The sequence below is a fragment of the Buchnera aphidicola str. APS (Acyrthosiphon pisum) genome (assembly GCF_000009605.1).
Taxonomy (GTDB): Bacteria; Pseudomonadota; Gammaproteobacteria; order Enterobacterales; family Enterobacteriaceae; genus Buchnera; species Buchnera aphidicola_I.
The window spans coordinates 448875-461842 of the sequence record NC_002528.1; the positions used below are offsets into that span (position 1 = coordinate 448875).

The 12968-nt window shown below is 26.2% G+C and carries 11 protein-coding genes and 3 tRNA genes; 3 read left to right on the plus strand and 11 right to left on the minus strand.

The window, feature by feature from the left end; genetic code table 11:
* Positions 1–181: 181 nt before the first annotated feature.
* The 3 genes from BU_RS02160 to BU_RS02170 all read right to left on the minus strand — a co-directional run bounded on the left by BU_RS02160 (position 182) and on the right by BU_RS02170 (position 518).
* Positions 182–256: transfer RNA gene (locus tag BU_RS02160), tRNA-Gln, on the minus strand.
* A gap of 92 nt (positions 257–348) precedes the next feature.
* A tRNA-Leu gene (locus BU_RS02165) sits at positions 349–430 on the minus strand.
* Positions 431–441: 11 nt separating this feature from the next.
* Positions 442–518: transfer RNA gene (locus BU_RS02170), tRNA-Met, on the minus strand.
* Between the two features lie 102 nt (positions 519–620).
* Here BU_RS02170 and glnS point away from each other — a divergent pair.
* From glnS to eno, 3 genes are all read left to right on the plus strand, one after another.
* Entirely contained in the window at positions 621–2336 is a 1716-nt protein-coding gene (glnS, locus tag BU_RS02175; RefSeq protein WP_010896103.1) for a glutamine--tRNA ligase, read from the plus strand.
* A 173-nt stretch (positions 2337–2509) separates the two neighbouring features.
* Complete coding sequence (locus BU_RS02180; RefSeq protein ID WP_010896104.1) at positions 2510–4147, plus strand: CTP synthase; 1638 nt, start codon at positions 2510–2512, stop codon at positions 4145–4147.
* Positions 4148–4176: 29 nt separating this feature from the next.
* A complete protein-coding gene (gene eno / locus BU_RS02185; RefSeq protein WP_010896105.1) occupies positions 4177–5481 on the plus strand; it encodes a phosphopyruvate hydratase in 1305 nt (434 codons plus the stop codon).
* Between the two features lie 157 nt (positions 5482–5638).
* On the opposite strand, the gene BU_RS02190 is transcribed toward eno, so the two are convergent.
* The 8 genes from BU_RS02190 to cysG all read right to left on the minus strand — a co-directional run bounded on the left by BU_RS02190 (position 5639) and on the right by cysG (position 12704).
* Positions 5639–6643: a peptidoglycan DD-metalloendopeptidase family protein gene (locus BU_RS02190; protein WP_009874371.1), complete on the minus strand. Its 1005-nt coding sequence runs from the start codon at positions 6641–6643 to the stop codon at positions 5639–5641.
* 90 nt (positions 6644–6733) lie between these two features.
* Entirely contained in the window at positions 6734–7219 is a 486-nt protein-coding gene (gene ispF, locus BU_RS02195) for a 2-C-methyl-D-erythritol 2,4-cyclodiphosphate synthase (protein WP_009874372.1), read from the minus strand.
* A 15-nt stretch (positions 7220–7234) separates the two neighbouring features.
* Positions 7235–7948, minus strand: a complete 714-nt coding sequence (ispD, locus tag BU_RS02200) for a 2-C-methyl-D-erythritol 4-phosphate cytidylyltransferase (protein WP_010896106.1) — start codon at positions 7946–7948, stop codon at positions 7235–7237.
* An 82-nt stretch (positions 7949–8030) separates the two neighbouring features.
* Positions 8031–8246, minus strand: coding sequence for a cell division protein FtsB (locus BU_RS02205; RefSeq protein ID WP_010896107.1), 216 nt, complete (start codon positions 8244–8246; stop codon positions 8031–8033).
* A 57-nt stretch (positions 8247–8303) separates the two neighbouring features.
* Complete coding sequence (cysC, locus tag BU_RS02210) at positions 8304–8924, minus strand: adenylyl-sulfate kinase (protein ID WP_010896108.1); 621 nt, start codon at positions 8922–8924, stop codon at positions 8304–8306.
* Entirely contained in the window at positions 8925–10346 is a 1422-nt protein-coding gene (gene cysN, locus BU_RS02215; RefSeq protein ID WP_010896109.1) for a sulfate adenylyltransferase subunit CysN, read from the minus strand. It lies immediately after the preceding gene.
* An 18-nt stretch (positions 10347–10364) separates the two neighbouring features.
* Positions 10365–11273: a sulfate adenylyltransferase subunit CysD gene (gene cysD, locus BU_RS02220; RefSeq protein ID WP_009874377.1), complete on the minus strand. Its 909-nt coding sequence runs from the start codon at positions 11271–11273 to the stop codon at positions 10365–10367.
* Between the two features lie 9 nt (positions 11274–11282).
* Positions 11283–12704, minus strand: coding sequence for a siroheme synthase CysG (gene cysG, locus BU_RS02225; protein ID WP_009874378.1), 1422 nt, complete (start codon positions 12702–12704; stop codon positions 11283–11285).
* Positions 12705–12968 lie beyond the last annotated feature (264 nt).

Below are 12968 nucleotides of genomic sequence, written 5' to 3' on the forward strand. Positions count from 1 at the left end.
AGAAGATTATTTTATTTTAAATAAAAATTTTAAAATCGAAAATAGTGGCTTTTTAATCTAATTCAATTGACATCTAATATATAATTAAAAATAAATAATTTTATAAAACACATTGTCATTCTTTATTTGAAGGAAAATTGTTTAATAGAAAAGTCAAAAATAAAAGATAGTTTTATTAGATTGGCTGGGGTACCTGGATTCGAACCAGGGATGCCGGTATCAAAAACCGGTGCCTTAACCACTTGGCTATACCCCATTTTATAAAATATTTTTTAGTTTTTTTATTTATTTTTATTAGAATTTAATTAAAATTATTTTAAATAATTTTCTAAATTGTATTAAGTAATATACGGGAGGCGAGATTTGAACTCGCACACCTTTCGGCGCCAGAACCTAAATCTGGTGCGTCTACCAATTTCGCCACTCCCGCTCTATTAAAAATGGTAGCTACGACGGGACTCGAACCCATGACCCCAGCGTTATGAGTGCTGTGCTCTAACCGACTGAGCTACGTAGCCTAATAAAAATATTTGTACATAAGAAAAAAATATATTTTATAATATATAAATTGAATAATCAACAAAATTATTGTAATTAGAAAAAATAACAATGGAAATATAATGGATACTAAAAAAGAAATTAAAAACAATAATTTTATTTGTCAAATTATTAATAAAGATTTAAATGAAAATAAAAATTTATCTTTTTATACTCGCTTCCCACCTGAACCCAATGGGTATCTTCATATTGGTCATGCAAAATCAATATGTTTAAATTTTGAACTTGCGAGTTTATATAAAGGACGATGCAATCTAAGGTTTGATGATACAAACCCACTAAAAGAAAATATTAAATACATTGAATCTATCAAACATGATATTAATTGGTTAGGTTATAAATGGCATGGTAATGTTCGTTATGCTTCTGAATATTTTTTAAAATTATATCAATATGCACAGGAATTGATTAAAAAAGGATTAGCGTATGTAGATCATTTAACAAAAGAACAAATACGTGAGTATCGAGGAACTTTAAATACCCCGGGTAAAAATAGCCCTTATAGAAATAGAACAATCCAAGAAAATATAGAACTCTTTGAAAAAATGAAAAAAGGAGACTTCTCCGAAGGAGAAGCATGTTTGCGCGCAAAAATAAATATGAGTTCTTCTTCTATTATTATGCGAGATCCTGTTTTATACCGAATTATTTTTATTAAGCATCATCAGACTCAAAATAAATGGTGCATATATCCTATGTATGATTTTGCTCACTGTCTTTCAGATTCTATTGAAGGCATTACTCATTCCTTGTGTACGTTAGAATTTCAAGATAATAAATTCTTATATAATTGGATTTTAAAAAATACTAGTGTTAAACACTATCCTAAGCAATATGAATTTTCTCGACTTAATTTAGAATTTTCTATTTTGTCTAAAAGAAAAATAAAAATACTTATTGATAAAAACATAATAGAAGGTTGGGATGATCCTCGAATACCTACACTTTCTGCTTTAAGAAGAAAAGGATACACCCCGTCTTCTATTAAAAATTTTTGTCAAAAAATTGGCGTGACTAAACAAAATAATTTAATAGAATTTTCTATGTTAGAACATTGTATTCGAAAAGAATTGAACCAGACTGCTATACGTACTATGGCCATATTAGATCCAATTAAAATATTTTTATATAATTTAGATTCAAATTATAAAGAAGAATTTATAGTCCCAAATCATCCTAATAACCCTGAAATGGGCACTCATAAAATTATTTTTACTAATACTATATATATTGACCGTTCAGATTTTAAAGAAAAATATGATAAAAAATATAAAAGATTAAAACTTGGAGAAAAAATACGTCTAAGATATTCTTACATCATTCATGCTGAGAAAATAGAAAAAGATGAATATGGTAATATCTCTAATATTATATGTTATTGTGATCTTAATACTTTAGGGAGAAAACCAAAAGATAATAAAAATCCCGCGGTAATACACTGGATATCAGAAAAAAATACACTTTCAGCAGAATTTAAATTATATGATCAATTATTTAATATAAAAAATCCGGAACAACAAGAAAATTTTTTATTGTATATAAATTCAAAATCATTAATTAAAAAATTTGGGTTTATAGAAAAAAAAATAGGAGAAGAAATACAAAAAAAAATCAGTAATAATAATATAGAAATATTTTTTCAATTTGAAAGAATTGGTTATTTTTGTATAGATTTTATAGATTCTAAAAAAAATCAGTTGGTATTTAATCGTACTGTTGGATTACGTGATACATGGGATTCGAAAAAAATTAAAACAAAAAACATTACTAATAATTAGTATCAGTATATAATATTAAAGTTATATTATAAATTAAAATATAATTTGGTAAAAAAGAAAATCTATTCTTAAAAAAATATTTATATTCACAAAAGTTTTTTATGATTAAATATTGTAATAAAATATTTTACATTAAACACTTATTCATTTTAACTAATATTTTTATATTTAGTATGACAAAAAATTATATTTTTATTACTGGCGGAGTAGTCTCATCTTTAGGAAAAGGTATTGCTGCAGCTTCATTGGGTGCAATCCTAAAAGCACGAAATTTAAACATAACAATTATAAAACTAGATCCGTATATAAATGTAGACCCTGGAACGATAAGTCCTATTCAACATGGAGAAGTATTTGTTACTGAAGATGGTGCGGAAACAGATTTAGATTTGGGTCATTATGAACGTTTTATTCATACAAAAATGACATTTTTGAATAATTTTACTACAGGTGGAGTTTATTCTCAAGTCTTAAAAAAAGAAAGAAGAGGTGATTATTTAGGAGCGACTATTCAAGTTATACCTCATATTACTAATGCTATTAAGGAAAGAATCATTCTATGCTCCGAAAATAGTAATATCATCCTTGTAGAAATAGGCGGAACTGTTGGTGATATTGAATCACTTCCATTTTTAGAGGCAATTCGTCAAATGGCAGTTGATATTGGACGTAAAAACGTTATTTATATACATTTAACACTAGTACCGTATATTGCTACAGCAGGTGAAATAAAAACTAAACCCACTCAACACTCAGTCAAACAGTTACTTTCAATAGGAATACAACCAGATATTTTAATTTGTCGTTCTGAAAAAACTGTACCTCTTCACGAGCGAAAAAAAATAGCATTATTTTGTAATGTACCAGTTGATGCTGTTATATCTCTAAAAGATGTGAATTCAATATATAAAATACCAAAATTGTTAAAAAACCAAAAACTAGATGATTATATTTGTAACTATTTTAAATTAAATGTCCCTGAAGCTGATTTACAAGAATGGGAAGAAGTAATTTATGCAGAAAAAAACTTTAACAATACTATTGTTATTGGAATTATTGGAAAATATATTAAACTACCTGATGCATATAAATCGGTTATGGAAGCTCTTAAACATGCAGGTTTTAAAAATAAAATAAAAGTTGACATACAATTAATTGATTCTCAAGAGGTAGAAAATAAAAATTTTCAAATCTTAAAAAATCTTAATGGCATCTTGATACCTGGAGGTTTTGGCGATCGAGGAATTGTAGGAAAACTATTATCAATACAATATGCACGAGAAAATCACATTCCATATTTTGGTATTTGTTTAGGCATGCAAATAGCAATTATAGAATTTGCACAAAATGTAGTTGGAATTAAAGAAGCAAATTCAACAGAATTTGATCCTCAATGTAAATATCCAATTATTGATTTAATAAAAAATAGACCTAATAATTCAAGTAAAAATTACAATAAAATCGAGAATCGTATAAATTTAGGTGGCACTATGAGATTAGGTAGTCAACCGTGTAAATTAAGTGCAAATAGTTTATCTCGAAAATTATATAACCAAGAAATTATTATAGAAAGACACAGACATCGATATGAAGTAAATAATCTTCTATTTAAAAAAATAGAAGCCGCAGGATTGCAGGTAACAGGACGTTCTCAAAAGAATAATGTAGTAGAAATAATAGAATTGTCTAATCATCCATGGTTTTTAGCTTGTCAGTTTCATCCAGAATTTACTTCTACACCACGTGATGGACATCCATTATTTATAGATTTTATAAAATCAGCAGGAAAACATAAAAAAAATTTTATATAAAAATATTTTTTAACATATTAAGGTTAAACATGTCTAAAATTACAAAAATCATAGCTCGTGAAATTATAGATTCACGAGGCAATCCTACTGTTGAATCTGAAGTTCATTTAGAAGGCGGATTTGTCGGACTAGCTTCTTCTCCTTCCGGAGCCTCTACCGGTTCTTTAGAAGCTTTAGAATTAAGGGATGAAAATAAAGACAGATTCATGGGGAAAGGAGTGGAAAAAGCTGTTTCGTTAATAAACGAAAAAATATCTATTGCATTAAAAAATAAAAATGCTAGAAATCAAAGTGATATTGATCATATTATGATTGATTTAGACGGAACAATCAATAAATCCAAATTAGGTGCTAATGCGATTTTATCTGTATCTTTAGCTGTTGCTAAAGCAGCTGCTGCATCTAAGAGAATGCCTTTATATGCGCATATTGCAGAAATAAATGAGACTCCTGGTGTTTTTTCTATGCCATTGCCTATGATAAATATTATTAATGGTGGAAAACATGCTAATAATAATATAGATATTCAGGAGTTTATGATTCAACCAATCAGCGCAAAAACAGTAAAAGAATCTATACGTATAGGATGTGAAATATTTCATGCATTAGGTGAATTATTAAAAGAAAAAGGAATGAGTACAACTGTAGGAGATGAAGGAGGTTATGCACCAAACTTGAAGTCTAATGAAGAAGCATTAAATATTATTCAAGATGCAATACAAAAAACTAAATATAAATTAGGACAAGATATACGATTAGCAATAGATTGTGCTGCTTCAGAATTATATAATAAAAACGAAAAAAAATATAATCTTAAAGGAGAAAATATTAGTTTTTCTTCAAAGGAATTCACTCATTATTTAGAAAAATTATCTCAAAAATATCCGATAGTTTCAATCGAAGATGGACAAGATGAGTCAGATTGGGAAGGATTTTTATATCAAACACATGTACTAGGTAATAAAATACAGTTAGTAGGAGATGATTTATTTGTTACAAATAAAAATATTTTAAAAAAAGGTATAAAAAAAGGAATTGCAAATTCAATATTAATAAAGTTAAATCAAATTGGAACATTAACTGAAACTCTAGAAGCAATAAAAACAGCAAAACAAGCAAACTATGGAGTAATTATTTCTCATCGTTCAGGTGAAACAGAAGACGCTTCTATAGCAGATTTATCTGTAGGAACATCATCAGGACAAATTAAAACAGGTTCTATGAGTCGTTCTGATAGAACTTCAAAGTATAATCAATTGATTAGAATTGAAGAAAATTTAGGAACAAAATACGCTCCGTTTCATGGTTTACGAGAAATTAAATCAGCATTTTAATTGTACTAATAGAATGTAGTATATTTTCAAGAATCAGGTATTTTAAAAACATGCCTGTTTCTTATTCAAAAAAAAATATTTAGAAAAAAATCAAACAAAAAATAGTTTTATTTTGTTAAAAAATATAGTTTAGTATAAGTTTTAGAAATATCATAAATTAAATATTTGTATTAATTTTAGGTAATATACTTAATGGATTTATTGATTCTCCCAAATAACGTATTTCAAAATAAAGTCGCGCTAGGTTAGTATCTGACGATAATCCCATCGTAGCGATTTGCTGATTTTTATAAACCCTATCTTTTTCTTTTACTAATACTGAATTATTAAAAGCATAAATACTAAGATAATTTTGATCGTGCTTAATAATAATTAATAGACCATATTTTTTAAATAAATTAGTAACGAAAACCACTTCCCCTGCAGCTGTAGAAAAAACTGGTTGTCCTTTAAAACCAATTATTTCTATTCTTTTATTTCCTAATTTATCAATATAAAAATATTTAGTGTTCTTATTTTTAACAGGCCAAGACCAGTTATTAGAAAAATTAAAAAATTTTAATTTTAAAGAATTATTATTTTTTTTTATTTTTTTTATGCAAAAAAAACATATTTTTTTAGTTTTTATATTATCTTTCAAAAATTTTTCAATATTTAATAAATTTTTAAAAACAACTTCACAAGAATTATGTTGTTTTATACTGTTTTTTTCTAAATTTAGAATAGAACAATCATTATTATTTTTATCAATTAAAAAATCTCCCATCCATATTTTTTGACCTATAATTATTTTATAAGGTTTTTTGATAGAGTTAAATTTAGATAATTCATGATAATTATAACCAGAATTTTTAGCAATAGAATACATCGTGTCTTTTGATTTCACAATATAAAATATCTTAAATCTATTTTTTTGAAAAAAACCAATAAAATGATTATTGCCAATAATAATTTTTTTATTTAAAAAAAAATTTTTTTTATATTTTAAAAAAGAAAAACATTCATTTTTTTTAAAAAAAATAAAATCTTTTGTATATTTTTTATCAATAAAAAAATTAGAATCATATCGATTATTAAAAAAAAATCCGAATGCAAAATTATTAAAAGAAAACGAAAAAAATATTAAAAATAATAATTTAAATAAAAAAATTTTTAATTGCATTATATTTATCCCTTTAATTTCATTAAAAATAAATGTCTTAGACAATATTTTTTTATATATTTAAAAAATTAAAAAGAATGACTTATTTATTTAAATACATTTTTTATTTTTTATTAGCATTACAATCGAGTGACAAGCGATCGCTTCTTTTCTTCCAATGCATCCTATTTTTTTGGAAGTTGTAGATTTAATACTGATATTATCTATTTCAGTATTAAGATCTAATGATAAATTTGATCGCATAAAAAATATATAAGGCAACATTTTTGGATATTCTGCAATAATAGTAATATCAATATTACATATATCATAATTTAATAGTATGATTTTATTCCAAATTTTTTTTAATAAAATTCTACTGTCAATATTTTTGTAGATGTAATTGTTACTTGGGAAAAAAGAACCAATATCACCCATAGCAGTCGCTCCCAATAATGCATCGATTAAAGAATGTATTAATAAATCACCATTAGAGTGAGCAATTAAACCTTTTTCACAAGGTATTAAAACACCACCAATAATTAATGGTTTAGTGCTTCCAAAAGCATGAAGATCAAAACCATATCCAATTCTCATAAAAATAACCTTTTTTTATTTATCTATAATGTGATTTTTTAAATAAAAGTTTGCAAGAACAAGATCTTCAGGCCAAGTAATTTTAATGTTTCTACAACTACCTAAAACAAGTAATGGATTATATCCACAATATTCTAGTGCTGATGCCTCATCTGTAACGCTAATCTGATCTTTAATTATTTTTTTTAAACAATTTTTTAGTAGCTCTACCTGAAATAACTGAGGAGTCAAAGCATGCCATAGATTTTTTCTATATACTGTGTACACTGCTTTTTTTTGTTTTAAATTACTATATTTAATAGTATCAGATACAGGTCTTGCTAAAATCGCACCTACTGGATTTTTTTTAATAATAGATATTAATTTTTCTAAATCTTTATAGCTTAAACACGGACGAACTGCATCATGAACTATAACCCAATCTACATTTTTTACTACTATTAATCCTGATAAAACTGAATTTATTCTTTTTTCACCACCCACTACAGAAATAATACGAAAATTAGACGAAATAGATAATTTATGAAAGTAATTATCTTTTTTATTTAAGCTTACAATTATTTGAACTATATTAGGATGTAATAATAATGTTGTTAAGGTATGCTCAAGAATAGTACGATTTTGAATTTTTATATATTGTTTAGGTACATCTATCTTCATTCTACTACCTATTCCAGCAGCAGGTACGATAGCTATAATTTTTGGTTCAAATAAATTAACCAAGATCATTTTATATCCAAAAATAAGACTAAAAAATTTTTTTAAATTTAAAAAAAAATTTTTCTTTTATTTAAAATAATTTATATAAATATTATGTTTTTTTTTTATCTTTATTAATATGATTATTAAAATTTTCAATTTCTAATATTATTTGATTATTACGCATATCAAGATATTCATTATTTTTTTTTTCTATCGTAACCCTTCTATATATTTTTATAAAATCTAAAACACCATTTTTCCCAAACCAAAGAGAATATTGCAACCAAAATAACAAAGAAAGCAAAAATATTTTTAATATCTTCATGTATTACTCTGAAAAAATTTAATTTATATGTATAAAAATTTTTCATATCAAATATATTTAATCTATGTTAATAAAAGATATTATATTATGATTATATAAAATTTTTATTAATTTTTTTGAGTTATTTTTTAAAGAATCTGTACCCTTTAAAAGAACATCAGGTGTATTAGGAGTTTCGTATGTACATTGTATACCAGTAAAATCAGATATTTGGCCTGTGCGGGCTTGTTTATATAATTTTTTAGGATCTCGAGATTCACAAATTTCAATAGGTGTATCAATGAAAACTTCTAAAAAGTTTTTTTTTCCTAACATTTGACGTACCATTTCCCTTTGATTTCTATAGGGGGAAATAACTGATACCAATATTATTAGACCAGCATGTAACATCATTTTTACTACTTCTCCAATGCGTCTAATGTTTTCATTCCTATCTGCCAAACTAAAACTTAAATCAGAACATAAACCAGACCTAATATTGTCTCCGTCTAATAAATAGCTATTAATTCCATTTTTAAACAATATTTCTTCTAAAAAATTTGCTATGGTTGATTTTCCTGAACCTGAGAGCCCAGTGAACCATAGTACAATTGATTTATGACCATTTTTTTTTTCACGTTTTAGGCGTGTAATTGAATGTTTTTGCCAAAAAATATTGTTTTGAAAATTATTGTTCATTTACTTATAAACCTTTTTCATTAAAATTTTTGGTATGTTCCAATGTGGAAAATGACGAATAATTAAATCATAAAAATCTGATTCAAAATCTTTTTGTTTATTAGACGGTATTTTTCCTTTTTTGTCTAAACTATTTACAATCATTCCGGCGCCTACTGTAATGTTAGTTAAAAGATCAATAAAAATCATATTACCAGTCATTCTATTTTCACTATAATTATCAAAAATCACAGGTTTGCTAAAATATATTTTAACTCGACCAATACTATTTAAAACAAGAGAATGGCTTTTTACCTTTTTTAAGGTATTAACATCCAACTTGAATAAAATTTCTTTAATGTAAACACGTATTTTCTTACCAGACAACTTGACATTATATGATTCTCCTGCTAATAAGATATTATCTGTCATCCAAACAATATCTATGATAGCTTCTTGGGAAGGTTGTAATATAGAATCAATATTTACAAAAAAATCACCGCGATTAATATCTATTTCATCTTTTAATACTACTGTAATTGATTCACCTATTTCGGCTTTTTTTAGTTCTTTATCAAATGTTACAATTCGAGAGACACGAGAGTTTATGTTCTCAGGTAATATTTTAATAGTTTGTCCGACATGCATCCTACCAGACAGTAATATTCCGGAATATCCACGAAAATCTGAATTTGGACGATTGATATATTGTACTGGAAATCTCAGTTCTTCTGAACTAATACTATTTTTAATTTTTATTGTTTCTAAAAAACTTAGCAAGGTTACACCTTGATACCAAGGCATTAATTTTGTTTTAAAAACAATATTTTCACCAAGCAACGCAGACATAGGAATAAAAATAATATTTAAATCATTGGCGAGTTTTTTAGAAAAAATTAAAAAATCTTTTTTTATATTTTCAAATATTTCTTGTTTATAGTTAACTAGATCCATTTTATTAATGGCAACAATTAAATATTTAATTCCGAGTAAAGTAGAAATAAAGCTATGTCGGTAGGTTTGTTCTGATAATCCTTTCCTAGCGTCAACTAATAAAATAGATAAATCGCATGTAGAAGCTCCTGTCGCCATATTACGAGTATATTGTTCATGTCCAGGTGTATCTGCAATAATAAATTTTCTTTTATTAGTAGAAAAGTAACGATAAGCTACATCAATAGTAATCCCTTGCTCACGCTCTGATTGCAGGCCATCTACTACTAGCGCAAGATCTATTTCATTACCTTGTGTACCATGACGTTTACTATCACTTTTTAAAAAAAATAATTGGTCGTCATAAATTTGTTTAGTATCATGTAATAAACGACCAATTAACGTGCTCTTTCCATCATCTACACTACCACAGGTTAAAAATTTTAATAAAGTTTTCTTTTGTTGTAAATCTAACCATTTCTTAAAGTTATCTTTCATATTAATGTTCATCTTTTTAAATTTCTCTTTTTAAAAATAACCCTGTCTTTTTTTAAATTCCATTGAACTTTTTTGATCATAATCAATAGCACGACCAGTTCGTTCACTTGTTTTAACAATTAATGTTTCCTTAATTATATCTTCAACATTTCTAGCTTCTGATTCAATTGCATTAGTCAAAGGCCAACATCCTAATGTACGAAACCTAACCATTTTTTCTTTTATTACTTCGTTAGACTTAATTTTCATACGACTATCATCGATCACTGTTAGCACGCCATTTCTTTCTAATACTGGACGCTTGGCAGCAAAATAAAGAGGAACAATTTCAATTTTTTCTAAAAAAATATATTGCCAAATATCTAATTCCGTCCAATTAGAAAGGGGAAAAACACGGATATTTTCTCCTTTATTTATTTGACCATTATAGTTCCACCATAACTCAGGGCGCTGTTTTTTTGGATCCCATTGATGTAATGAATCACGAAAAGAATAGATGCGTTCTTTAGAACGTGATTTTTCTTCATCTCGTCTAGCGCCACCAAAGGCTGCATCAAAATTATATTTATTTATAGCTTCTTTTAATCCTTCTGTTTTCATGATATCAGTATATTTACTCCCTCCGTTTTCAAAAGGATTTAAACCTAATAATTTCCCTTTTGAATGAGAATGCACGATTAATTCTATGTTAGAAGTACTCGCTATATGATCTCTGAAAATATACATTTCTTTAAACTTCCATCCAGTATCTATGTGCAGCAAAGGAAAAGGTATAGTTCCAGGATAAAAAGATTTTTTTGCTAAATGTAACATAACTGAAGAATCTTTTCCGATAGAATATAACATTACAGGATTTTGAAAATCTGACATTACTTCTCTCATAATATAAATACTTTCTGATTCTAGTTGACGCAAATGAGTAGTATTTTTTTTAAACATTGTCGCCCCTCAAATAAATGTTAATGTAGAAAATTTATTTTTAATTTTCTTTAATATATTTTCACTTTGAAACCATGCTAGTTTCTTATGTAAATGAACCACATCTCCAATAATCAATAAAGATGGAGTAGCAGCAAATGGAATAATTTTTTCAATTTCACCTAAACAACCTACAATAACTTTTTGATGAATAGTAGTACCTTGTACAATAATAGCTATTGGTGTTAATTTAGATCGACCAAATGTAATTAGTTTTTGAGCTATATATACAGCTTTTAATGTACCCATGTATACAACTAAAGTATATGAGGGATCAGATAGTATCGACCAATTATTTAAAAAACCATCAATACATTTATGTCCTGTAATAAATATAACACCTTGTGAGTATTTGCGATGTGTCAGTGGTATTCCGGTATAAGCTGCAATACCAATTGCAGAAGTAATACCTGGAACGACTTGAAAATGAATACCTGCATCTTTGGCTGCTTCTATTTCTTCACTACCACGTCCGAAAATAAAGGGATCACCACCTTTTAAACGCACTACTTTTTTTCCTTTTTGTGCGAAAAAAATTAATAATTTAATAATTTCATTCTGAGTAATATTTTTTAAACCAACTCGTTTTCCAACACATATTCGTTTTGCATCACGACGAATCAAATCTAAAATATCTTCAGAAACTAAATAATCATATAAAACCACATCTGCTTGTTGTAAAACTTGCAGACCTCTTAAAGTTAATAAACCACTATCTCCTGGTCCAGCACCTACTAGAATAATTTCACCTGTTAATGAAATATTCTGATTCATATTTTTTTTTAAAACATTAATCGCTTGTTCTTTATTGCCATTAAGAATATGTTCTACAAAAATACTATGAAACAATTTTTCCCAAAATTTACGTCTTTCTAGAAAATTTGAAAAATGTTTTTTAATTGCTAATCTCCATTTACCTGCAATTTTAGCAACATCGCCTAATTTATTTGGTAAAATTGCTTCAATTTTTTCACGTAAAAGACGTAATAATACGGGAGCAGTGCCGCCTGAAGAAATTGCTACAATTAAAGGAGAACGATCGATGATAGAAGGAAAAATAAAAGAACATTTTAACTTATCATCAACTATATTTACTAATACGCAGCGCTCATTGCATTTTTTAAATATATATTGATTTAATTTTATATCATTTGTAGCTGAAACTACTAAAAATATTTTATTTAAATAAATCAAATCAAAATTTTTAGATAACCAATTTATTTTTTGATCACGTAAAAGTAACTTCACTTCTGAACATAATTCTTTAGCAATAACATTAACTTTAGCTTTAGCACGGAGTAGTATTCTAATTTTATTTAATCCTACTTCTCCTGCACCAATAACTAAAACATTTTTAGATTTTAAATCTATGAAAATAGGAAGATAGTTCACAGTCGCCTTATTTTAAAAAAAACTAAACTTATTAATAGAAAAATATTTTTTTAATAAAATTATCAATTTTACATCAGATCCTATGTAAGATACATTATTTAATATTTATTTAAACTTTTTAAAATATTGATATACAATATAAATATGCAAGAAATATATTATTTTAACATATCAATGTTATAAAAATGCGTTGTTAGTATCTTATATTTATCTTAAAAAAATAGTTAAGATACAGTTTGTTACTGTAAAACAAAAAAATATTTT

Coding starts and splice junctions, on each gene's coding strand:
- cysN (WP_010896109.1), bottom strand. CDS start 10,346: ATGAACATTAATATGAAAGATAACTTTAAGAAATGGTTAGATTTACAA.
- eno (WP_010896105.1), top strand. CDS start 4,177: ATGTCTAAAATTACAAAAATCATAGCTCGTGAAATTATAGATTCACGA.
- cysD (WP_009874377.1), bottom strand. CDS start 11,273: ATGTTTAAAAAAAATACTACTCATTTGCGTCAACTAGAATCAGAAAGT.
- cysC (WP_010896108.1), bottom strand. CDS start 8,924: ATGAACAATAATTTTCAAAACAATATTTTTTGGCAAAAACATTCAATT.
- glnS (WP_010896103.1), top strand. CDS start 621: ATGGATACTAAAAAAGAAATTAAAAACAATAATTTTATTTGTCAAATT.
- BU_RS02180 (WP_010896104.1), top strand. CDS start 2,510: ATGACAAAAAATTATATTTTTATTACTGGCGGAGTAGTCTCATCTTTA.
- BU_RS02205 (WP_010896107.1), bottom strand. CDS start 8,246: ATGAAGATATTAAAAATATTTTTGCTTTCTTTGTTATTTTGGTTGCAA.
- BU_RS02190 (WP_009874371.1), bottom strand. CDS start 6,643: ATGCAATTAAAAATTTTTTTATTTAAATTATTATTTTTAATATTTTTT.
- ispF (WP_009874372.1), bottom strand. CDS start 7,219: ATGAGAATTGGATATGGTTTTGATCTTCATGCTTTTGGAAGCACTAAA.
- ispD (WP_010896106.1), bottom strand. CDS start 7,948: ATGATCTTGGTTAATTTATTTGAACCAAAAATTATAGCTATCGTACCT.